The sequence below is a fragment of the Pseudomonas sp. Bc-h genome, assembly GCF_002080045.1.
Lineage (GTDB): Bacteria > Pseudomonadota > Gammaproteobacteria > Pseudomonadales > Pseudomonadaceae > Aquipseudomonas.
Map to the genome: position 1 here is coordinate 348404 of NZ_MUIN01000002.1, position 23159 is coordinate 371562.

The 23159-nt window shown below is 59.3% G+C and carries 21 protein-coding genes; 11 read left to right on the forward strand and 10 right to left on the reverse strand.

All coding sequences use genetic code 11. The annotated features are described in order from the left end of the window. Positions 1-108: 108 nt before the first annotated feature. Entirely contained in the window at positions 109-1500 is a 1392-nt protein-coding gene (locus BWR59_RS03745; protein ID WP_081564284.1) for a HAMP domain-containing sensor histidine kinase, read from the reverse strand. Continuing rightward, entirely contained in the window at positions 1478-2155 is a 678-nt protein-coding gene (locus tag BWR59_RS03750; protein WP_081564285.1) for a response regulator transcription factor, read from the reverse strand. Before BWR59_RS03750 ends, BWR59_RS03745 begins: the two co-directional genes overlap by 23 nt. Positions 2156-2312: 157 nt before the next feature. Between BWR59_RS03750 and BWR59_RS03755 the strand changes: the two genes are divergently transcribed. From BWR59_RS03755 to BWR59_RS03765, 3 genes are all read left to right on the forward strand, one after another. Continuing rightward, positions 2313-3098 (forward strand): substrate-binding domain-containing protein, encoded by a 786-nt coding sequence (locus BWR59_RS03755; protein WP_081564286.1) that lies wholly within the window; start codon positions 2313-2315, stop codon positions 3096-3098. Positions 3099-3196: 98 nt separating this feature from the next. Beyond that, entirely contained in the window at positions 3197-4012 is an 816-nt protein-coding gene (locus BWR59_RS03760; RefSeq protein ID WP_081564287.1) for an alpha/beta hydrolase, read from the forward strand. Further along, positions 4002-5183 carry a PAS domain-containing sensor histidine kinase gene (locus BWR59_RS03765; RefSeq protein ID WP_081564288.1) on the forward strand — a complete coding sequence of 394 codons (1182 nt, stop codon included), beginning with the start codon at positions 4002-4004 and terminating at the stop codon, positions 5181-5183. The genes BWR59_RS03760 and BWR59_RS03765 overlap by 11 nt, the downstream gene beginning before the upstream one ends. A 63-nt stretch (positions 5184-5246) precedes the next feature. Here BWR59_RS03765 and BWR59_RS03770 read toward each other — a convergent pair whose 3' ends face one another. Beyond that, on the reverse strand, positions 5247-7199 hold the full coding sequence (locus tag BWR59_RS03770; protein WP_081564289.1) for an EAL domain-containing protein: 1953 nt from the start codon (positions 7197-7199) through the stop codon (positions 5247-5249). Positions 7200-7563: 364 nt separating this feature from the next. On the opposite strand from BWR59_RS03770, the gene BWR59_RS03775 reads away from it, so the two are divergent. From BWR59_RS03775 to BWR59_RS32765, 3 genes are all read left to right on the forward strand, one after another. Continuing rightward, positions 7564-8928 carry an iron-containing redox enzyme family protein gene (locus BWR59_RS03775; RefSeq protein WP_081564290.1) on the forward strand — a complete coding sequence of 455 codons (1365 nt, stop codon included), beginning with the start codon at positions 7564-7566 and terminating at the stop codon, positions 8926-8928. Between the two features lie 92 nt (positions 8929-9020). Further along, positions 9021-9914, forward strand: coding sequence for a class I SAM-dependent methyltransferase (locus tag BWR59_RS03780; protein WP_230981962.1), 894 nt, complete (start codon positions 9021-9023; stop codon positions 9912-9914). A gap of 103 nt (positions 9915-10017) precedes the next feature. Next, entirely contained in the window at positions 10018-10341 is a 324-nt protein-coding gene (locus BWR59_RS32765; RefSeq protein ID WP_081564292.1) for a hypothetical protein, read from the forward strand. A 68-nt stretch (positions 10342-10409) separates the two neighbouring features. Here BWR59_RS32765 and BWR59_RS03790 read toward each other — a convergent pair whose 3' ends face one another. Next, positions 10410-11327: a LysR substrate-binding domain-containing protein gene (locus tag BWR59_RS03790; RefSeq protein WP_081564293.1), complete on the reverse strand. Its 918-nt coding sequence runs from the start codon at positions 11325-11327 to the stop codon at positions 10410-10412. A gap of 188 nt (positions 11328-11515) precedes the next feature. Here BWR59_RS03790 and BWR59_RS03795 point away from each other — a divergent pair, with 188 nt between their 5' ends. The 4 genes from BWR59_RS03795 to BWR59_RS03810 all read left to right on the forward strand — a co-directional run bounded on the left by BWR59_RS03795 (position 11516) and on the right by BWR59_RS03810 (position 15538). Further along, complete coding sequence (locus tag BWR59_RS03795; protein WP_081564294.1) at positions 11516-12265, forward strand: SDR family NAD(P)-dependent oxidoreductase; 750 nt, start codon at positions 11516-11518, stop codon at positions 12263-12265. Positions 12266-12365: 100 nt separating this feature from the next. After that, on the forward strand, positions 12366-13667 hold the full coding sequence (locus tag BWR59_RS03800) for an MFS transporter (protein WP_081564295.1): 1302 nt from the start codon (positions 12366-12368) through the stop codon (positions 13665-13667). A gap of 18 nt (positions 13668-13685) precedes the next feature. After that, on the forward strand, positions 13686-14534 hold the full coding sequence (locus BWR59_RS03805; protein WP_081564296.1) for a transketolase: 849 nt from the start codon (positions 13686-13688) through the stop codon (positions 14532-14534). Beyond that, complete coding sequence (locus BWR59_RS03810; RefSeq protein ID WP_081564297.1) at positions 14531-15538, forward strand: transketolase family protein; 1008 nt, start codon at positions 14531-14533, stop codon at positions 15536-15538. The genes BWR59_RS03805 and BWR59_RS03810 overlap by 4 nt, the downstream gene beginning before the upstream one ends. A 97-nt stretch (positions 15539-15635) precedes the next feature. Here BWR59_RS03810 and BWR59_RS03815 read toward each other — a convergent pair whose 3' ends face one another. After that, a complete protein-coding gene (locus tag BWR59_RS03815; protein ID WP_081564298.1) occupies positions 15636-16310 on the reverse strand; it encodes an HAD family hydrolase in 675 nt (224 codons plus the stop codon). Between the two features lie 226 nt (positions 16311-16536). Here BWR59_RS03815 and BWR59_RS03820 point away from each other — a divergent pair, with 226 nt between their 5' ends. Further along, a complete protein-coding gene (locus BWR59_RS03820; RefSeq protein WP_081564299.1) occupies positions 16537-16800 on the forward strand; it encodes a hypothetical protein in 264 nt (87 codons plus the stop codon). Positions 16801-16873: 73 nt separating this feature from the next. Here BWR59_RS03820 and BWR59_RS03825 read toward each other — a convergent pair whose 3' ends face one another. The 5 genes from BWR59_RS03825 to BWR59_RS03845 form a co-directional block, all read right to left on the reverse strand. Then, positions 16874-17893, reverse strand: a complete 1020-nt coding sequence (locus tag BWR59_RS03825; RefSeq protein ID WP_081564300.1) for an XdhC family protein — start codon at positions 17891-17893, stop codon at positions 16874-16876. 11 nt (positions 17894-17904) lie between these two features. After that, entirely contained in the window at positions 17905-19257 is a 1353-nt protein-coding gene (locus BWR59_RS03830) for a cytochrome c (RefSeq protein WP_081564301.1), read from the reverse strand. Positions 19258-19274: 17 nt separating this feature from the next. Continuing rightward, positions 19275-21524 carry a molybdopterin cofactor-binding domain-containing protein gene (locus BWR59_RS03835; RefSeq protein ID WP_081564302.1) on the reverse strand — a complete coding sequence of 750 codons (2250 nt, stop codon included), beginning with the start codon at positions 21522-21524 and terminating at the stop codon, positions 19275-19277. Then, complete coding sequence (locus BWR59_RS03840) at positions 21521-21979, reverse strand: (2Fe-2S)-binding protein (protein WP_081564303.1); 459 nt, start codon at positions 21977-21979, stop codon at positions 21521-21523. The genes BWR59_RS03835 and BWR59_RS03840 overlap by 4 nt, the downstream gene beginning before the upstream one ends. An 88-nt stretch (positions 21980-22067) precedes the next feature. Further along, positions 22068-23000 carry an AraC family transcriptional regulator gene (locus tag BWR59_RS03845; RefSeq protein ID WP_081564304.1) on the reverse strand — a complete coding sequence of 311 codons (933 nt, stop codon included), beginning with the start codon at positions 22998-23000 and terminating at the stop codon, positions 22068-22070. Positions 23001-23159 lie beyond the last annotated feature (159 nt).

Consider the following 23159-nt stretch of genomic DNA (forward strand, 5'->3'; position numbering starts at 1 on the left):
ACCGAAGTACCGGGTTTTTCACGAATTGAGCCTTGCTGAACAAAGGCCGCCACGCTAGTGACCTTGTCCAGCTGCCTCAAATTAACCGAGATTAAATAATGTTTAGGTTCATGCGGCAGAGGTTGCCAACGGGCACCTGATTATCACCCGGGTGCCCACACCCTGCTGGCCACCTTCGATCTGCAACTGGAACCCGTGCAGCCGCACCACGGCAGAAACGAGCGATAACCCCAGGCCGTGTCCGGGCGTTTGCCGGGATGCATCCCCTCTGTAAAGACGACGCGTCACGCTGCTGCGCTGGGACGTCGGGATCCCGGGGCCGTTGTCGATGACCTCGAGACGCACATGATCAGCGTCGTAGCTGGAACGCAGCACTATTTCCCCGGCAGGCTGAGTGAACTTGATCGCGTTATCCAGCAGGTTCAGAACGGCTTCGAACAGCAGCGCGGAATCCCCTCTCAGCACAGGTAACGCAGTTGACTGCTCCAGCCGAAGCGTCTGCTGTTTTTCTTGCGCCAATGGCTCGTAAAATTCCTGGGCCTGACGCAGCAAGGCATCGGGCTCGATGTTTTCAAAAGCGCTGCGCCGCCGCGTGTCCTCCAGCTCCGAGATGCGCAACAGGCCCTGGAAACGGGACATGATTGACTCGCTCTCCTCCAATGCCAGATTCAAGGTAGTGATGTGGATGGGCTCCAACGGCATCTGCTGCAACTGGTAGAGCCGTGTGCGCAGGCGCGTCAGCGGAGTGCGCAGATCATGAGCGATGCCGTCGCACACGCTTTTGACCTCGTGCATCAGCTCCTCGATATGCTGCAGCATCGTGTTGACCGCGCTGGCGAGCATGTCCAGCTCATCTCGCCTGGCTGAAAGAGGCAGGCGTTCAGCCAGATTGCCGGAGACGATCCGCTCAGTGCTGCGCTGCAACACTTCCACCCGCCGCAGCGGTCGACGCCTCAAGACGCGCCAGCCAATCAAGCCGGGGATCAGCGTGAGTGACAGCCCCCAGAAAAGCGCCTGACCAATGATCCCTCCCACCGCTGAAATCGAACCGCCATCGCGGGCCAGAATCAGAATCCTGCCGTCTGGCCGATCAACTCTGAGCACATGGCTGCTTCGGGTCTGCTCGTCCGGAAGCGCAACGCTCAGCCCCCGCTCAAGGTAGTGAACACGTCTGTCGTCCGGCAGGCTTGAGCGCAGCTTGAGCAAGTCCCCGGCGATGTGTTTGCCATCGGCTTCGAACAAGCCATATGCGTCGATGCCGGTGACCGAATAGGCTTCGCTCGCGGCGAGCTCGCCCACCAGCGAGGCGTCATCGATCTTTGCGTAGTAATGCGCACGTTGCATCAGCGTGCGCTCGGCCACCGTCCCCAGATACTGGGAGATCTCCCAATACAGCACGCCGGTAAACAGCCCGCCCCAGGCAACGAAAAATAGAAAGTACAGGCCGATCAACCGACTACTGCTGGACTGCCATCGATCAGTGTTTCTCGACCAGAACATAGCCCGCCCCGCGCACCGTCTGGATGATAGGTGACCGCTGACCTTCGATTTTTTTCCGCAGGCGCGCGATATGGACTTCGATGATGTTGGTGCCGGGGTCGAAGTGATAACCCCAAACCTCCTGAAATAGCATGGTGCGCGTGACCAATTGACCCGCGTTACGGACGAAGTAGGTGAGGAGCTTGAACTCTGTTGGCAGCAACAGAACGGGGACATCGTCGAGGGTCAGCTGTTGCTCGATAAGGTCGAGCACCACGCCCCCGAACGAGAGGCGATGGTCACAACTTGCAGGGTCCGGGCTACGCAGAAGCACCTCGATCCGAGCAATCAGTTCGACCATGGAAAACGGTTTGGTAAGGTAATCGTCTCCACCCGAGCGCAGCCCCTTCACTCGCTGGTCGACATCCGAGAGCGCACTGACCATCAGCACCGGCGTCTGGATATTGAGTTGCCGCAACGTGCTGACGATGGTCAAGCCATCGAAGTCCGGCAACATTCGGTCCAGTGTGATCACGTCGTGTCCGCCAGCGATGGCCATGGCCAGACCATCTCGCCCCGTTGGGGCCCACTGGGCTGTGAAGCCGTTGAGTGCCAATTGGGCAACGATGCCCTGTGCCGTGACCTCGTCGTCCTCGATGATTAAGGCGCGATTCATCTTGAGCTCCTGCTTAAACGACCGACCATTCTAAAGGCATCAGCGCGGCCGACATGACCGTTGAGTAGAAATGTGAACAATTCTTAACCTGGGTTAATGCTTTCCCCCAGTGCTGGCGCGCTAACGTCCTGGCTTTTCCAGCCGCAGGAGCCCTGTTGTGCCTCGCCTATCGTTTACGTTCGCCCTGACCCTGCTGTCCATCGCGGCCTGTCCAGTCCAGGCTTCCAATCCCAAGCCTGAGAAGCCGGTGACACTCACCTTGTACACCGCCGAAGGCATCAGCCAGGCGGCTCGAAAAGCCGCCATCGAATATGAAAAGGCAGCCGGCGTGAAGTTGAATGTCACGGACGTGCCACCGTTCAACCGCATCCCGCAAGCTGCTGGTTCCAACCCATCGCGCAGTGAACCGGTGGACATCGTTTTAACCAATCGCAACACGATGGACAGGTGGGTGGCGCAAGGCAACGTGGACAAGGCATCAAGAGTGGAGGTGGGAAAATCCTTCATTGCGATGGCCGTTCGCGAAGGTGCAGCGACCCCGGACATCAGCGATATGGAAAACTTCCGAAGCACGCTGCTTAATGCCCTTTCGGTTGCTTACTCAGACACCGCCAGCGGAATGTACCTGACTCACTGGGTATTCCCGAATATGAAACTGAGCAAGCCGCTCAAAGCCAGGCTGGTCTCTGATCAGGCCGTAGGCGAGGCCGTTGCTAACGGAGATGCTGAAGTGGGACTGCAGCAAATGAGCGAATTGACGCACGTTCCCGGTATCAAGGTCATCGGGTTGATTCCCGATCAGGTACAGCAAATGACCCTCTACTCAGCGGCTGCGGTCAAAGGCAGTTCACATCCTCAAGAGACGCGTGGATTCCTCCAGTACCTGGTATCCCCTGCCGCCAGGACAGTTATCAAGGATGGAGGTCTGATTCCGGTCCACTGAAAAACGCTGATTGTGAGGATGGGGTTGCCCCTCCGTGGGCGTGGGGAGCAATATCTGTGCACCGGAGCCACAGGGCTTTGGCTAACCGGGGACAATGCATGGATCTTCAGATCCGCAATAACTTGAAAGTATGGGGTGAAGGCCCTTCCACGCTGATCTTTTCCCATGGATTTGGCTGCGATCAAACCATGTGGAGCTATTTGTTCAAGCGTTTCACTCATCGTTTCCGGGTTGTCATGTACGACCTGGTGGGCTCAGGCAATTCGAATCTCACAGAGTACAGCCGCGAAAAATACGCAACGCTGGATGGATACGCGCGCGACCTGAACGAGATCGTTGACCGGTATGCGGAAAACCCTGTGATATTGGTGGGTCACTCGGTCAGCGCGATGATTGGCGTCTTGGCCGACCGCGCCTCCCCAGGACGCATCAACGCCCACGTCATGATTGGCCCGTCGCCGTGCTACATCGATTCTGATGAATACGTTGGCGGATTCAAATCGGATGACATTCAATCGTTACTCGATACGCTCGACAGCAATTATCTGGGCTGGTCCAGCAGCATGGCGCCTGCAATCATGGGAGCCCCTGGGCAACCCGCGTTAAGCGATGAGCTCACGAACAGTTTTTGCCGGACGGACCCTGACATTGCAAAACAATTTGCGCGGGTAACGTTTCTCTCCGACAACCGCAAGGACGTGCACGGTCTGGCGACACCGACTTTAATCCTGCAATCCTCGGAAGATCTGATAGCGCCAGTTGTCGTCGGGGAGTACCTCAATGCCGTCATGCCGAACAGTCAACTCAAGCTGTTGGAAAATGTCGGGCACTGCCCCCACATGAGCGTCCCCGCCTTGTGTGGTGCGGCTATGGACAGTTTTCTCTCGCCTTGGGTAACCGAGTATGTCGAGTAATGAAAGCAGTTTGCCCGACCCGGATGCGCTTTTTGAAGGTGCGCCCTGTGGGTTGATCGTGACGACAGAGGACGGCGCTATCCTTCGTGCCAACTCTATATTTATCTCTTGGGTGGGCTTCAGCCAGGCAGAACTGAATGGGCGACGCTTCCAGGATCTGCTGACCATGGGAGGCCGGATCTTCCATCAAACGCATTGGGCGCCACTCATGCGGATGCAGGGCTCGGTGGCCGAGGTCAAGCTTGAGCTCCGCCACCGAGAAGGTCACACCGTTACGATGATGCTCAATGGCGTCCGGCGCGAGCACGGCGACACCGCTTTTTTTGAGCTGGCACTGTTCAGTACGACCGACAGGGACAGGTACGAAAAAGAGCTGCTGAACGCGCGCAAGGCAGCCGAGCAACTTCTCTGGGAAAAAACAGCCGCTGAAAATTCCCTCCAACAAGCCCAGGCTGAGCTCAATGTCGCCTATGAAAAAGCACAGCGCAGGGCCGAGTTCGCGGAACAGATGGTCGCCATTGCAAGCCACGATCTCAAAAACCCCTTGACCGCTATCAAGATGGCCACGGATATCCTCGCGCAAGGTGAACGTAGCGCTAAGGAGAGTCAACTGCTGGGCCACATCACCCAGTCTTCAGAGCGGGCGCAACGGATGATTGCAGACTTGCTCGACTTTGCCCTGGCGAGAGTCGGCCACGGCATTAACATCATTCGTCGCGAAGTGGATCTTCATGCAGTCACGGCACAAAGTGTCAGCGAGCTCCGAGTCGCCTTTCCACAGGCCACATTGGTGCATGAGCAGATGGGCTCAGGGACGGTAGATCTAGACCCGGATCGCTTGCAACAACTGATTGGAAACCTCGTAGCCAATAGCGTCGCCTATGGTGATGTCCGCCACCGGATCACCATTGCCTCTGAAACACAACCGGGCCACGCCATCATCTCGGTGCACAACGAAGGGCCGATGATACCTCCAGCCTTGATCAGCGTCCTTTTCGAGCCTATGACCCGGGGGAGCGAACAAGATGACGATGTGAGAAGTGTCGGGCTTGGGCTGTACATCGTCAGTGAGATCGCTAAAGCACACGACGGCGAAGCCGAGGTTTGCTCCACTGAGGCTAACGGCACCACTTTCAGCGTCAGCTTCCCCAATGCGGGTTCCATCACCTGATGCCATCAGGCGCGATGGCAATACTCTAATCAGGGGCCACGCCTCATTAAGTCAGGTGACGTACTAAGCGACAGAATCCGCATATGGCATCGTGTGCGCGCCCTGCAGCCAGAGCAGTGCCTGCTCCGCTGACATTGGCTTTGCGATCAAATAGCCCTGCACCAGAGCGCAGCCCAATCTTTGTAGCACCTCAAGCTCCTCAGCGGTTTCCACACCCTCGCTGATACACTCCAACTCCATATCGGCACTGAGCGCCAACAGGGATTTGACGATTTTGTAGCTGGCAGGATTGTGCTGAATGCCTGTGATGAACGACCGATCAATCTTGAGTTTGGTCAGCGCCAGGCCGTGAAGCTGGCTAAGGCTGGAATATCCCGTTCCGAAGTCATCCAGCGAGATGCCGCAGCCCAGCGCACGAAATGCCGTAACAGTTCGCTGCGCCTGCTCGAGGTCCTGAATCACAGCGGTCTCGGTAATCTCAAAGTCTATGCGCGCGGGATCTATCCCGCTCTTTTCGATGAGGCTGACGATATCGGCCACGGCTGTCATCGACCCGCAATCGTGGGCCGAGAGATTGAACGCGAGTCGCACATCGTCCGGCCACGACATTGCGCCGCCCAACGCCTTTTCAAGCAACGGCAATGTCAAACGATTGATCAGACCGAGCCTTTCAGCGACAGGGATGAATTGACCCGGCGGAACCTGACCCAGCTCAGGACTCATCCATCGAGCCAACGCCTCAAAAGCCACCGTACGGCCGGAACGGATGTCCAGCACCGGCTGGTAGACCACGTTGAATTCCCGGGTCAGATCAGCGCTGCGTAATCCTTGTTCGGTGCGCAGGTCACGGTTGAGCTCCAGATAATGCCTGGATGAAAACAGACAAATGCTGCCTGCGCCCTCGCGCTTGCTCTGGTACAGCGCGTAGTCTGCGAATTCGTAGGCTTGCGTGGCGTCGCCCGCCATGTCCGGATAGACCACTAACCCCAGGGAAGCACTGATCGAGACCTGGATGTCACCGATGATGAACGGCTGCTCGAGCAGTTTGCGCAGGTCTTTGCCCAACTCGACCAGGCCCTCATCCGAAGCATCTCTCTTGAGCAGGCCGAATTCATCACCGCCCAGCCGCGCCAGGTTCAGGTCGCCACTTTCGTAGCGCATCAGTCGCTGCCCGACCTGAAACAGAAGCTTGTCACCCACGCTATGGCCGTAGAGGTCGTTTACCGGTTTGAAGCCGTCCAGATCTATCAGCCCGACCGCTAACCGCGACTGCTCCCGCGTAGCCGCTGCCAGATCTGCTTCCAGCAGAGCAAAAAACTGCCGACGATTTGGCAAGCCGGTGAGGCTGTCCTGATTCGCCAGTCTTTGATTTTCCTCGCTCAGCTTCTCTGTATGGGCCTGCATATTCACCAGGCGGGTAAAGTCCTGATAGTGATCATGAAGCACCCAGATCATGGCGGCAGATACCAGCAGCACATTCGCGGCCATGGCCATGTAGACATAGGTACCCGTCGACAGAAAAAAGCCTGCGAACGCCAGATTCACGACCGCTGTGGTGATCAGTGCAGTCGAACGTAAATGCATCATGCAAAAAATGCAGGCGACCACCGTAATCGCCATGTAGAACGCGATGTGGGACCTGGAGTACGCATCCCCATATGGATACAAAGCCAATGCCCAGGCAGTGAAAGCAAGAGCAATGAAGACTGAAAGTCTGTTTGTGCGGGTCAGCGTTTGTAAGATAAAACCGGAAGTGACCGGCACACCGCGCTTACGCCACCAGTCCCAACCCCGAAAACAGCCTACGGCGATCAGAACCACCGGCACGTAGATGGCCAGCCAATGGGGGGCCATTTGGTAATGGGTAACGGCCAACGCTACCGTATTCACCAGCAGGGTCACGTACATGACGGGCATCTGCCTGGCGAGGGCGACATACTGGGCTTCAAGCAGCTTGGGATTGTCACGACGCACGCTGAGAAGCGCTCTGAGCCAAACGAGGACGCTACCTATCATCGGGCGTAGAACCCTTGGCAGATGACACTGGATTTCATTTTCATATCACTTACGCGCTTGCGGTATCGAGTGCTTTCCCTTTAATACTCGGCCCCTATGCCCGTTTCTAAAGACGGCAATTCGATAATTAGAACAAGACGCCGAGCGGCGAGTAGAAAAAGCATTCCAATGGATGTAACCATAAGCCCCTACACACGCATTCGGGGTATTTACCGGCCGACTTGAGCACATCCTGAAAATTCCCCAGGGGCGCGCATCGAACTTAACGTTCGATGTCGCCCGTCCTCTGCATGCAAACTTCGTTGAATTTTTTTTTCGATGCCTCCCTCTCACCTACATACCAAGAAAACCGTGTAGGCCATTTATGACTTCTCTTCGAAGTGTTGCTGACCGCCTGATCCCAGATCCCGCAGCATCATGCGACCCCGTTTCCATCTACCACGCTCTGCTTCGTGATCCTCAGAGCATCGACCGCGCCCTGCTGCGCGCTTATCTTGCCGAACAACTGGACAACGCGGGTCGGTTTGCCGATTCACTGCCCGACGACCTCAACGATCTGAGCGCGTGGATAGCAGGCAACGCGGGCGACGTCGCGTCTGCATACAGGCCATACCTGGAGGGCCGACATGCAGGCCATGGCAGAACATTCTTCACCAACAAAGCGCACGCGCTGTACTTTCTAAAGCACGTGGCACCCACCAAATTGGTCGACGGCGCGTGGTTGTACAGTTCCGTCTGGCATGCCGACGACTGGCGCTATCGCGACCTCATCCGGACCTACCTGGAGGAATTGGGCGACGGCGAACCTGCGCTGAATCATGTCGTGCTCTATCGCAAGCTCCTGGCCGACCATGATTGCGCGCCCACCGAAACCCTGGGTGAAGAATATTACGTCCAGGGCGCGATTCAGTTGGCGCTTGGGCACATGGGCGACGATTTTCTGCCGGAACTGCTGGGTTATAACCTGGGTTACGAGCAACTTCCTCTGCACCTGTTGATTACCGCATTCGAACTCAACGAACTTGGGATCGACCCTTATTACTTCACCCTTCATGTCACCATCGACAATGCCAGCAATGGCCATGCGCACAAGGCCGTGAAAACAGTGCTTGACCTGCTTCCCACAGATGAATCCCGAAGCGATTTCATCGCCCGGATACGCAAGGGATATCTGCTCAATGAGTTGGGCGTAGGCACTCAAGCAGTGATCTCCAGTTTCGACATGGAGCAGGAAGTCGTCGCCATGCTGGAGAGCAAACGTTCATTCGGGCAACACATGCACTCCGACTACTGTCGGCTTGAGGGCCTGACCGTCAATGAATGGCTGTCGGAGCCGGGACGCTGCAGGGACTTTCTCGCGGCACTCGAAAACAAAGGCTGGATCAAGCGCCACCAGAACCCCGCGAACAGTCGCTTCTGGCAGTTGATCGATGGACCGGGCGCCGTGATGTTCGGGGTTTTCAGCGGGTATGAAATGCAGCTCCTCAAAGACTGGATCGCCGGTGACTGGCAAAGCCCAGACCCTGCCCACACGCCAAATCCGTTTCGGGCTCAGTTCCGTAATCGCCCAAAAGCCGATACCGCCAAGACAGCCTCACGGTTCCACACCCCGCCCTCAGCTGCGCATCTGATCGACCTCTTGTCGCCGGCCCACCATTCAACGCCTGAAGGTTTGCGCGCCACTCAGGCCTATGCCCGGCAACTTGCCGAAGGATCGCTATCCCTATGAATCAAGCCACCGCTCAATCGGTAACAGACAACAGCGTCGCGTCTGAAAACCAGATACACGACAAAGCCCTGCTCCAGCTTGGCCGCCGGTTGATGGCGGACGGTTACCAGTTCACCACCGTGACCCCCTTGACCCACCAGCGCAACAACGTACGGGAGCACAATCGTGAGGCTCGCGACCTGCGGGATATCTTCGGCTGGAACCGCCCTTTCGAGACCCGACTGTTGCCCGAGGCCGAGCTTGAATCTCTGCTGGAAAGCGGCGTGGTGAGGGCCCACGCCGGGCTGTGGATCAGTGAGATACGCTGGTCGAGTCTGGATGACCTGCTATTCGTGCACTCGGCCTTCCCTACGGTGGCTCACGATTCAGTGTTTTTCGGCCCAGACACTTACCGATTTGCCCAAGCCATCGAGGAGCACCTGCGCACCTCGACGCACCCGATACGCACTGCCGTCGACATCGGTTGCGGCAGTGGCGCGGGGGCGATCCTCATCGCCAGAGCCAGACGCGATGCTCAAGTGCTTGCCCTGGACATCAATCCGACAGCGCTGCGCTTCACAGCAGTCAACGCGGCGTTGGCGGAAACGGAAAATGTCTCGGCATGGCACAGTGATCTGCTCGATAGCGCGTCGGGCGAATTCGATCTCATCGTCGCTAATCCGCCGTATATGGAGGATACCCAGAAAAGAGCTTACCGCCATGGTGGCGACCGGCTCGGTTCAGCCTTGTCCGTGCGCATTGTCGAGCAAGCCTTGACCCGCCTGGCCCCTGGCGGCAGCCTCGTGCTTTATACCGGCGCCCCTTGGGTAGACGGTGTCGATCTGTTCCTCGAGCACGCGCGGCCCCTGGCCGATAAACCCGGGTTCAGTTGGTCGTATCGCGAGGTCGATCCGGATGTATTCGGCGAGGAGTTGGAGACTGACAGCTACAGCAGGGCTGAACGCATCGCAGCCGTGGTTTTAGAGGTGACAAGAGCGTCGGCCTGAAGTCCGCTGCAAGATGGGCCGGGCACTCGCCAGCCAGCCATCACGACGCTTTGAGCAGGCAAGCTGTAAATAATGATGAGCCTGAAAGAGCCAAGGGCAGCTTATGCATCCAACGACGCCCGATGGCCGGTATTTTGTTGTGAAAGGACGGCTGTGGCGTTGCGCCAACCCTTCCCTTTCCGAAGGCGAGCGTCAGCACTTGGTGAATGAACTGATGGGCGCGCGGCGAGCTGTGAAATCAGCAAAGGCGTCGGCTGATCCGAGTGAAATGAAGGTTGCGCGCGCCGCGGTCCACGCGGCGAAGGTGGCACTAGGAGAGCGCGGGCCGGTTTGGTGGACGGATGGAGCGCCGGACTTCAACAGGCATAATGCGGACAACACGCCGTATGCAGATTGGTACGGGGCGCTCGGTGCAACAAGCGCTTGAGCCCTGGAGATGCTGCCCATCCTTGCGGGGCAACAAGCCGGTCGGCTGACATCCTGTGCCGTCACGCATCAGAATACAAAGTCATGGCCCAGCTCGCTTTCCATCCACTCCAGAAACCTTCTGACCCTCGGAAAACTTGAGTGCGCTTTAGGAAACACCAAGTGATGAGCCGCCACCGGCGCTGACAGGATTTGCGGCGCTACCTCCACCAGCGATCCTGCGGCCAGGTACTTCTGAGCCAGTAACGTACTTTCCAAGGCAAAGCCCAGCCCGTGGCTCGCGGCCTCAAGCGTCATGTAGGAACGGTCAAAGCTCAACGCGTACGGATGCTCCGGTCGCGCCAGGCCATGCTGCGCGAACCACTCCGGCCACTTGAGCAGCGTGGCTTCGGAAAGAATCAGATCCCTTTCGAGCAGGTCCGTCGCACTGACGACGGGATGACGCGCGAGCAGAGTGGGAGAAGCCAGAACGGCGAATGTCTCGTTGCGTACAGTTCGCACTTCGTAGCTCGGCCAATTGGGTTGCCCATGGCGGATATCCACGTCGATCTTGTCGCGGCTGAAGTGAAGCGATTCGTAAGAACACGACAGGTTGATCTGGATATCTGGATGACTCATGCGAAACGCCTCCAGCCGGGGCATCAACCAGAGCAGGCCGAAACTGGGTGATGAGTGAAGGCGTAAGCAGTCGAGGCTTACATCGCTGGATGCTCGTTCCGTGGCCATTTCAAGGCTGTGCAACAGACCGGAGATGTCCTTCAGGTACTGTTTACCGACCGGGGTGAGTGTCACCCCCCGGGCAGCTCGAACGAAAAGCTGGCGCCCGATCATCGCTTCCAGTTTGGCTAACTGGTGGCTGACTGCCGACGGCGTCAAATCGAGCACCTCTGCTGCCCTTGCCAGGTTGCCAAAGCGCGCAGTTTGCTCGAAGGCTTGAATAGCTCTCAAGGGTGGCAGGTTTGGAGGTGCACTATCGTCGTGGCGCATGGATACTCCTGCGTGGATTCTTGTGGTTTTTGGGACTGCCCTATTCAACCACCCGACACTTGAGCTGACGAGAGGTGAATTTTCTTCACCTACGAGTGACGTTTGCAGCATTGCTCAGGACGTGGGCTCGGAACACTCTGAATCATCGATCACTGAATCGACTATAAAAACAATCAGAGGTACTTCTCATGCTTCTTCAAGGCAAAGTCGCAATCATCACTGGCGCTGCATCAGAACGCGGAATCGGTCGTGCCACTGCCGTTACCTTCGCCAAACACGGCGCTCATGTAGTCATTCTCGACCTCGACGAGTCAGCGGCTCGTGACGCTGCCGCAGCGCTTGGTGAGGGTCATCTGGGGCTGGCTGCCAACGTCGCCGATGAAACACAGGTCAAGGCTGCAGTCGCCAAAGTGCTGGAGCACTTCGGTCGCATCGACGTGCTGGTCAATAACGCGGGTATCACACAACCCATCAAAACCCTGGACATTCGCCCCTCTGACTACGACAAAGTGCTGGATGTCAGCCTGCGGGGTACGCTCCTGATGTCTCAAGCGGTCATCCCGGCCATGCGTGCTCAATCCTCAGGCAGCATCGTGTGCATGTCGTCCGTTTCCGCGCAACGGGGCGGCGGCATATTCGGTGGCCCGCACTACAGCGCCGCGAAGGCCGGCGTACTGGGTCTCGGCAAGGCCATGGCCCGGGAGTTCGGCGCCGATCAGATTCGTGTCAATTCCATCGCCCCCGGCCTGATTCACACCGACATTACCGGTGGCTTGATGCAGGACGAGCGCCGTCACGCAATCATTGATGGCATCCCGTTGGGCCGTTTGGGTGCTGCTCAAGACGTCGCCAATGCTGCTTTGTTTCTGGCAAGCGACTTGTCCTCCTACCTCACGGGTATCACGCTGGATGTGAACGGCGGAATGCTCATTCACTGACGCGCAGCGGGCTGGCCAGCGCCGGCCCGCACTGTTCTGGATCGATGATCCGCCAGGCTTGAACGCCTGGTGGTCTATAAAAACAAGAGATCAGACCATCATGATCACCACCATGACCCTCGACGCGGTCTCGACCGTACGCTCGAATGCTTATCGCAAGACGGCCTGGCGCCTCATGCCCTTCCTGATGTTGTGCTACCTGTGCGCTTATCTGGATCGCGTGAATGTCGGCTTTGCCAAACTGCAGATGATGAATGACCTGTCGCTGAGCGAGACCGTTTATGGCCTCGGCGCGGGCATGTTCTTCCTGGGGTATTTCCTCTGCGAAGTGCCGAGCAACCTGATTCTTCACAAGGTTGGCGCCCGGCGCTGGATTGCCCGGATCATGATCTCGTGGGGCATCATCTCCGCCCTCTTCGCCTTCGTTGAAACCGCATGGCAGTTCTATGCGCTGCGCTTTCTGCTGGGTATTGCCGAAGCGGGTCTCGCACCCGGCCTGCTCCTGTACCTGACTTACTGGTTCCCGTCCTACCGCCGCGCCAAAATGACCGTCCTGTGGTTCGTCGCCATTCCCCTGTCGGGCATGGTCGGTGGCCCGCTGTCCGGCTGGATCATGAACGCGTTTGCAGGCTTCCATGGCTGGAGCGGATGGCAGTGGATGTTCGTGATCGAGGCAGTTCCTACCGTGATCGTCGGCCTGCTGGTACTGACGTATCTGAAAGACGGCGTGCATCAAGCGACCTGGCTCAATGACGACGAAAAGGATCTGGTCAACAAAGAACTGGCCGAAGACAACAGCCGCAAGGTCACGCACGGCTCGGCCCGCGAGTTCATCCGGGATCGTCGTCTCTGGCTATTGGCATGCATCTACTTCTGCGTCGTCATGGGGCAGTACGCGATTACGTTCTGGCTGCCGACATTGATCCGCAACGCCGGGGTTTCAGACCCGTTGCACATCGGCCTGCTGACCAGCCTGCCCTACATGTGCGCCATCGTTGCCATGCTGCTGATGGGTCGTAGTGGCGATAAACACCGCGAGCGTCGCTGGCACCTGGTTGCTCCAATGATCGCCGGCGCTATCGGCCTGACCCTGGCGGCATTGCTCGGCGGCAATCTGGTTCTGTCGGTGCTGAGCCTGTGTCTGGCAGCGGCCGGCGTGCTGTCCGCGTCCTCACTGTTCTGGATGCTGCCGACCACGCTGCTCGGCGGTGTGTCCGCTGCGGCCGGGATCGCTGGCATCAACAGTTTCGCCAACCTCGCAGGCTTCTGCTCGCCCTACCTGATCGGCTGGGTTACCACCACGACCGGTTCCAGCGCCATTGGCATGTACCTCATCACCGGCGTGCTGTGTATCGGCGCCTGTCTGGTACTGCGCATCCCCGCCGCTTCAGTCAATCGTTAAGTTCACGGAGTCGTCACCATGACTGTCAACGTATCAAGTACCGCGCTCACCGCTCTGGCAGAGCGCGCCCATAACATCCGCCGCCATGCTCTGCGCATGGGTCAGGTGCAAGGCCAGGGCTATGTGGGTCAGGCGCTCGGCGCTGCCGACCTGCTCGCGGTTTCGTATTTCCATGCGCTGCGCTATCAGCCGCAAAACCCTGAATGGGAGGCGCGCGACCGCTTTTACCTGTCGATCGGTCACTACGCGATTGCGCTTTACGCGGCCCTGATCGAGGCCGAAGTGATTCCCCTCGATGAGCTGGAAACCTACGGCTCGGATGACAGCCGCCTGCCGATGTCGGGGATGGCAGCCTACACGCCGGGCATGGAAATCACCGGTGGCTCTCTGGGCCATGGCCTGGGCATCGCGGTCGGGGCCTGCCTGGGGCTGAAACGCAAAAAGTCGGACTCGTTCGTCTACAACCTGCTGTCCGACGGCGAGCTGAACGAGGGTTCGACCTGGGAAGCGGCGATGTCAGCCTCCCACTGGAAGCTCGACAACCTGATCGCAATCATCGATGTGAACAACCAACAGGCTGACGGCCACTCCAGCGAAGTGCTTGCCTTCGAACCCATCGTCGACCGCTGGCAGGCTTTCGGCTGGTTCACCCAGCGCGTAGACGGCAATGACATCGGTGCGCTGGTGACCGCCTTCGACGCGGCGCGCAACCATGAGGGTGCGCAACCCCGCGTGATCATTTGCGACACCAAAATGGGCAAAGGCGTGGACTTCCTCGAAACCCGCGAAAAGACCCACTTCATTCGCGTCGACGAAAACGAATGGGATCTGGCATTGAAAAATCTGAAGGTGGGGAGAACCGTATGAGCAGCGTGAACACTACCGAGACCGGCAAGAAACGCCTGACGACCTCGGCCATGATTGCCTCCATCGCAGCCGAAGGCCAGGCCACACGTTCCGCTCCATTCGGGCATGCACTGGCGGCCTTGGCCGAGCAGCGCCCGGACATCGTCGGGCTCTCGGCTGACCTGTCGAAATACACCGACCTGCACATCTTCGCCAAGGCCCACCCGGACCGTTTTTACCAGATGGGCATGGCCGAGCAGTTACTGATGAGTGCCGCCGCCGGCATGGCCCGCGAAGGCAGCGTACCGTTTGCCACGACCTACGCCGTATTCGCCTCGCGCCGTGCCTACGACTTCATCTGCATGGCGATTGCCGAAGAAAACCTTAACGTCAAAATCGTCTGCGGATTGCCAGGCTTGACCACCGGTTATGGCCCCAGCCACCAGGCCACGGACGACCTGGCGATCTTCCGGGCCATGCCCAACCTGATGATCGTCGACCCTTGCGATGCACTGGAAATCGAACAGGCTGTGCCCGCCATCGCGGCGCATCAAGGCCCGGTATACATGCGCCTGCTGCGCGGCAACGTGCCCTTGGTGCTCGACGAGTACGGTTATAAATTCGAGATTGGCAAGGCCAAGACCCTGCGCACCGGCAAGGATGTGCTGATGATCTCCACCGGCCTGATGACCATGCGCTCACTGGAAGCCGCAGCTCAGCTGCAGAAGGACGGGGTTGACGTGGCGGTGCTGCACGTTCCGACCATCAAGCCGCTGGACGAGCAGACGATTCTCGCCGAGGCACGCAATTCGGGGCGGCTTGTGGTCACTGCTGAAAACCATTCGATCATCGGCGGGCTGGGCGAAGCGGTTGCAGGCTTGCTGCTGCGCAATGGCGTGACACCGACCTTCCGACAGATTGCCCTGCCGGACGCATTCCTCGACGCGGGTGCGTTGCCGACATTGCATGATCGCTATGGCATTTCGACCCAGGCGGTGTGTGCCCGGATCAAGGCCTGGCTATAACCGAGTAATGAACGATCAGGACTGGCTGACTCAGCATGACGCAGTCAGTCCTTCTTTCAACGCTGGGTGAAGGTCGAGGCGCCATGAGGCACAAGACCTAGGTGCGAGACGCTATCTCGTCCAGATGATTGAGCAGATCCAGCGGATCTTCGTAAACCCTCAATGCCCCCGCCCGCTCCAGTTCCGCAATGTCATAACCACCCGAGAGCAGACCGATTCCGGTGGCTTTGCAACGTCGTGCCGCGAGCATGTCCCAGATTGCATCGCCAATCACCAGGCACTCCTCGATTGGCACATCCATACGCTGGGCGGCGGTGATGAACAGATCCGGGTCTGGCTTACCGTATTTGACGTCGTCACGGGTGATGAGCGTGATGTCATTCACGTCCAGCTCCAACGCGTTGAGGTTGATTTGAGCGGTATCACTGCCACCGCTCGTAGCGATACACCACTTCAGCCCCTCATGGCCAAGGGTTTGCAACAACTCCATGGAGCCCGGCAGTGCCGTGATCTGATGCTGAAGCCTTGCATAAGCTTGGGCATGTTTGTCGTTGAGCCGGGATGCTTGCTCTTCGGAGATCTCCAGCCCGGTTTCACGGCACAGGGATTTCAGCATCAAGCCGCCGCTCATGCCGATTTTCCGGTGAATCCGCCACATCGCCAGAGGAATGCGCTCCGAATCAAGCGCCTCTTTCCAGGCGGCGACGTTCTGGTAAACGCTGTCTGTCAACGTGCCGTCCAGGTCAAATATGAACGAGGTTTTTGGTCGCATGGGTTTCTCCATTGGGGCGAATGTAAGCAAGTAAGAGCATCAAAGCGCCACCGGTTTTAGCCAAGGCAACCTTGTGAGTGAGAAACCGGGCTGAGAAGAGTGTTCAGTGTTTTTAAACAACTGAGTACGCTTGAAAAAGATTGAACCGCTTGTGGAAGCCTTCGCCTAATGATCAGCGTGTGGGTATTCCCACAGGCCATGTGTCAATACCGGCACACTCTGCGAGGTGGTTAACGTGGCTAAAGACGACGACAAGAAAAGCAAAGGTGAATCTTCGAAAGCCAGCAAGGACTTGAAGGACAAGAAGTCATCATCGACGAAGAAATCAGCCGCGGCCGCTGCGCTTTCGAAATCCTCCGAGAAGGCGCCCGCGAAGAAAGACAAGAAAAAGGATGCCGAGCCCAAGAAATCGGCCAAGAAAGCCGATAGCAAGCCGGAAAAGGCAAAGAAATCCGAGAAGTCGGACAAGCCTGCTAAAAAGAAAAAGTAACCCCAGCTCCCCGCCAGGGCTTTGCGCCCTGGCTTCCCCACGTTTTCTGGCGTTCTATCGACGCAACCGCCTTTCAACTGGATTCAGGTAGACCTTCAAACGCTTTAGACCCGGCGACCGACGTCTCGCGCGGCAAGCTGACGCCGTTCTTGGCTGCCAGAATCTGCGCCATCACGCTGACAGCGATCTCTGCGGGGGTCTTACTGCCGATGTAGATGCCAATTGGCCCATGCAGACGCTCAAGTGACTCCTGCGTTTCACCGAAATGTTCGATCAGTCGCTCCCGACGTTGCCGACTGTTGCGCCGCGAGCCGATGGCACCGATGTAAAACGCCGGGCTGTGTAGCGCTTCGAGCAGAGCGAGATCGTCCAGTTTGGGGTCGTGGCTCAAGGCGACGATGCAGGTTCGCAGATCCACCGCGAAGTCACGGACCACGTCATCGGGCATGCCGGCGATGCGCTCCACGCCGTTCACGGCCCAGGCCTGCATGTACTCCGGACGTGGATCACACACCGCAACCTTGAAGCCGTTGAACAAGGCCATGGTCGCCAGATACTCGGCCAGCGCGCCGGCACCGATCATGAGCATCCGGTAACCGGGCCCCAAGGTATTGAACATCTGCACGCCATCGAAACTGAAAAGCTCCGGCGTCGCCGTGGGTGCAAGCGTGACCTGCCCGGTTTCCAATGCCAGCCGGCGGCGCACCAGAGAGCCGGCGTCCAGTTGCGCCAGCAGCTCATCGAGCGACTGCCACGACGGATCGAACTCCAGAATCAGCTCCAGCGTGCCCCCGCAGGGCAAACCGAACCGATGCGCTTCGTCGGCGCTGATGCCGTAACGAACCACTTCGGGGGCGCCCTGCTTCAGGCCCCCTCCTCCATGGGCCGTGGTATAGCGGTGGATGAGGTCGTCTTCGATGCAGCCGCCAGAGACGCTGCCCACCACTCGACCGTCGTTTCGCAAAGCCATCATCGAGCCTACCGGGCGCGGTGATGAGCCCCAGGTGCGGGCCACCGTGGCAAGCAGAACGTGCTCTCCGGCGGCGAGCCAGTCCCGCGCGGTACGCAGGACCAGCAGATCAATGCTTTCCATCTGGCTCTCCTTCAGCGCATGTGCAGGATGATCGGGCTGCTACTGGCAGGATCCGTATGCTCACGCAATTTACTCACGGCCTGCGCGTCGACCGTGCTGCCGTGATTGCCCCATGTGCCCCGCACGAAGGACAACACTTCTGCGATCTGTTGATCCGACAGCTGCTCACGGAATGCCGGCATGCGATAGGCGTCCGGCACACCGGCGGCAACGACGCGCTGTGAGCCATTGAGGGTGATATTGATGGCAGACGCGGACTCTTTTGCCAAGGCCGACGTGGCGCCCGCGAGCGGCGGCATCCACTCGGATTGCCCTTTGCCGTCTAGACCGTGGCAGGACGCGCAGCGCGTCACATAGGTGTGAGCGCCAGGTTTATCGAGAAGCGCCGCAGCCGAGCCTTCTGCGTACTGCCACTGTTCTCCGTCGCGCTGACGATCACCCGGTAACGACTTCAGATACCGGGCGATGGCCGCCAGATCCTCGTCGCTCATGAACTGCGTGGAATTGTTGAACGCCTCAGTCATCGAGCCGTAGACCACCGCGTGTCTGTTGCGACCGGTCTTGAGGAACTGCACGATCTCCGGTTCGCTCCATCGGCCCAAGCCTGTGTTGTGGTCGTCACGCAAGCTCGGCGCGTACCAACCGTCGAGCAAGGCGCCGGCGAGGAACGGCGTGCCTGACTCATCGAGTGCCTTCTCATTGAATGCGAGGCCTCGCGGCGTGTGACAGCTGCCGCAATGCCCGGCGCCCTGAACCAGATAGGCACCGCGGTTCCACAGGTCATCCTGCGAAGTTTTGGGTGCGTATGGCTCGGCGTCGACGAACACGCCATTCCACAGCGCAATCGGCCAACGCATGTTAAGCGGCCAGGGGATTGCACTCGCGATGTTCGCTTGCTTGACCGGCGCCACGCCTTTCATGAAGAAGGCATACAAGGCACGTACGTCGTCATCACTGAGTTTGGCGTAGGAAGGATACGGCATGGCGGGATATAAACGGCGGCTGCCAGGTGCCACACCGTGACGCACCGCGCGGTCGAAGTCCGTCAGGCTGTAGCGGCCAATACCGGTTTCGGGGTCTGGGGTGATATTGGTGGCATGAATCGCCCCCAACGGTGTGGCCATTTCCAGGCCGCCAGCGAATGGCGCCCCGCCTGGCACACTGTGGCAGGCCACGCAGTCGCTGAGTCTGGCGACGTATTCGCCACGGGCGACCAACGCCGGGTCGAGATCGGCCACGGCGAGCTGATTGTTTTCGAGGTGCGAGACAGGCTCGCGCGTGACATACCAGGCCAGCAGGCCTGCCGCGACCAGGCAGGGCACAGCCAGCCAGCCAACGGTTCTTGCGAATCGGCTGTTATTCATGGACGCTCCGGCGCTGATCAGGTGAAGGTGTGTCGACTCATGGGCAGGCTGCGAACCCGCTGGCCCGTCAGTGTCGCCACCGCATTGGCGACTGCTGGTGCAACGGCCGGAAGCGGCGGTTCGCCGACTCCCCCCATTTTTTCCCCGCTCTCGACGATCCGCACATGCACCCGTGCCATCCGCGCAGGCGGCAGAATCGGATACAGGTCGTAGTTCCGCGCCCGGGGTTTGCCATCAATCCACACCGACTCCTCCACCAGCGTCTGAGAAAGCCCCAACGCCACAGCACCATTGACCTGAGCGTCCACGATCGCCGGATTGACAATGCTGCCGGGGTCGATCGCTTGCCAGATGTCATGCACCTTGACCTGCCCGTTTTCGATGGACACCTCGGCGATCACCGCAGTCTGGGTACCGAACGGCGAAGCCATCGCGACGCCCCGCGCACGCTTGGTGCCATCCTCGGCGGTAAACGGGCCGCGCTTCCAGCCACCCGACAACTCACCGACAGCCTGCAGCAATGTGGTCAGGCGTTTGTTGTCACGCAACAGATGCAGACGCAATTCGAACGGGTCTTTCCCGCCTTTGTCGGCCAGCTCATCAAGGAACGATTCATAGAAAAAGTCATTGAGGGAATTGCCCACCGAGCGCCAGTAACCGAGCATCGCCGGGCCTTTCACGTAGATCTGGGCAATGCGTTTGTTCGGGATGGCGTAGGACTTCCCGGACAATCCTTCAAGCGCCGTAGGGTCGATCTTTTCACCCTGCTTGCCCGCCAGGGCCTCGGTCGGACCTTCGGTGGCACTGATCGCTTCGATTGCCAGCGGCCAGCCGTCGTTATCCAGCGCGGCGCGAAAATTGACCGCCGCCACAGGGCGCAGCACATCACGCAGAAACTCCTCCTCGCGGCTCCAGATCAGCTTGACCGGACGCCCGACCGCCTTGGCCAGGACAATGGCCTGCGGGTAAGGATTGGCGGAGTCGTAAAGAAAGTGTCGGCCGAAAAACCCGCCCAACAGCGGCGAATGCAGCGTGATCTGCGAGGGATCAAGGCCGGTGCGTTTGGCGATATCGGCGCGGAACATGTCCGGTGCCTGATTGGGCAGCCAGACCTCCAGAGAACCATCCGAATTGAAGCGTGCCAATGCCGATGGCGGCTCCAACTGGCCGTGGTTCAGGTACTGATTGTGGTAAGTGGCCTCGACACGGCTTTTGGCGTTGGCCAGGCTTGCGGCAACATCGCCCTGGTTTTCATCATCGCGAGCAGGGCCTTTTTCTGCAGCCAGCCGCTTGAAGTGCGCGTCGCTGGAGAAGTCCGCCGGCATCGGCCGCACCTTGCTGTCGGCCGCTGGCTCCTGCCAGTCGACCTGAATCGCTTCCACCGCACGTTTTGCGTGCCACCAGCGCTCGGCAACCACCGCAACCGCACCCTCCAGACGGTGCACCGAATGCACGCCTTTCATGGCCTTGACCTGATCTTCGTTGCGCAGGTTCGCCACGGTCATGCCAAGGCGTGGCGCGTGCTGAACAGCCGCGTGGAGCATGCCGTCGACCTGCAGATCGATGCTGTACAGCGCCTTGCCGGTGGATTTGTCGTAAGCATCGAGACGCTTCACGGGCTTGCCGATCCAGCGGAACTGGCTCGGATCACGCAGTTGCACGCTGGCAGGATCGGGCACCGGCAAGTTCATCGCGCGTTCGGCCAACGCGCCGTAAGTCAGTGAGCGACCCGACGCGGCATGCACCACCTTGCCAGGCTCGGTGGTCAGTTCGCTCACCGGGACTTTGAGTTCCTCAGCCCCCGCCTCCAGCAGCATAGCGCGAGCCAGTGCGCCGAGTCGGCGCATGACCGGGTAGCTCATGCGCACCGACATGCTGCCGCCGGTGATGCGCATGCCGTTTTCCATCACCACGTACGCCTCGCCAGGCGGCGCGGCCTCGACCAGAAAGGTCGACGGATCGGCGTCGAGTTCTTCACCGATGATCTGGGCCATGGCGGTGAACGTGCCCTGCCCGCCTTCCATGAACGGGCACAGCAGACGCACGCGGTTGTCTGGGCGGATTTCCAGAAACGCCGGAACCTGCGTACCGCGCTCGGCCGTCGCTGCGGCTGCGGCCTGTACGCGGGGTGAACCGAGCGGCAGGCCGAAACCGATCACCAGCGCGCCCACCGCGGTCCCGGTCAGAAAGCGCCGACGGGAGAGGTTGACCGGATCAGTCAGCACGAGGGTTGACGGCTCCAGCGAAGGATCGATACGCACGTTCATGATGCATCCCCCCTGCCAGCGAGTTCATGCACGGCAGCATGAATGGCGTTGTAAGTGCCGCAGCGACACAGGTTGACCATCGCCGCCTCGATCTGCGCATCACTCGGCTTGGGGTTTTGCTTGAGCAGCGCCGTGGCCGCCACGACCTGACCGGACTGGCAATACCCGCACTGAGCGACCTGCAGATCGACCCAGGTTGCGACCACCCGCTTGCCCACTTCATCGGCTTCAATGGCCTCGATGGTGGTGACCTCTCGGCCCACCACACCAGCCACCGGCGTCACGCACGAGCGCACGACATTGCCGTCCACCAGCACCGAGCAGGCGCCGCATTGCGCCAGTCCGCAGCCGTACTTGGTCCCGGTCATGCCCAGGTCATCGCGGATCACCCACAACAGCGGCGTGTCGGCGTCGGCATCGACCTGATAGGTCTTCTGGTTGATTCGTAATTCCATGGTTCACCCGCTCGATCATCGGTTGACGTGCATTGTTATGAACGGTGACACGCAGCGAGGCGCATCAACGGTAAAGCGTGTCTTGCGCTCAACTTGCCACATTGCCGAGGGCTTGCGCCTCCAGTGGCTGCCCCCGCAGCAGCGACATGTCACGACTCGGCGCGGTGCCGAACAGGCGAGCATATTCGCGACTGAACTGCGAGGGGCTTTCATACCCGACGGCGAATGCCGCCCGCGAGACATCCAGGCGCTCTATCAGCATCAGCCGACGTGCCTCGTTCAGGCGCAGCCATTTCTGGTACTGCAGCGGGCTCATGCCCGTCAGTTGGCGAAAATGGTGGTGGAAGGTCGGTGCGCTCATCTGCACGCGCGCGGCCAGATCATCGATGCGCAGCGCGGTGGCGTAGTTGAGCTTGAGCCAGTCGATGGCTTTGGCGATGCGATAACCCTGCCCATCGACGGCCGTGATCTGGCGCAGCCGTGGCCCCTGATCGGTATGCAGCAGCCGATAGTGGATTTCCCGCAGAATCAGCGGCGCCAGCACGGGGATCGCCTCGGGTTCATCGAGCAGTGCCAGTAACCGGTCCAGCGCGCCTTCCAGCGCCGGCGACATCTGGCCGATACCCGCCCCTGCCCCTTCCGCTCGCTGACGCGTTGCCGGCAAGCCACCTTTGGCGATGACCTCGGCGAGCATGCTCACATCCAGTTTCAGCACCAGCCCGACACAGGGATGTTCAGCACTGGCCGCGAGCACTTCGGAGTTGGCCGGCAAATCCAGTGATGTGACCAGAAACCGCGAATGGTCATAACGGTACCCCTCACCACCCACCCACAGCCGCTTCTCGCCGCGGCCCACCAGAATCAGGCTTGGCTCGATCATGCACACCGCGGGCGGCGCTGGCTGGTCGCGACGAAACAGCGACAGGCCTGATATGGACGTGGCGAAGTCGCCCTGGACGCTTACGCGCGGGTCAATGTTTGACGCCAGAACGGATTCATGGCGCTGGGTGGTCGACAGCATGGCAGGACTCTTATGTTGGCCGAACGCTTCGTTGACTGAACTCTAATCCGCTGCTGAGGGGTTTCCTATCCATCACCCTGCATCCTCATAGGATTAGGCAAGCATTCAAGAGGAATGCACTAGGGCGCGGGCCGATCGACCGGGAGAATGTGTCGAACT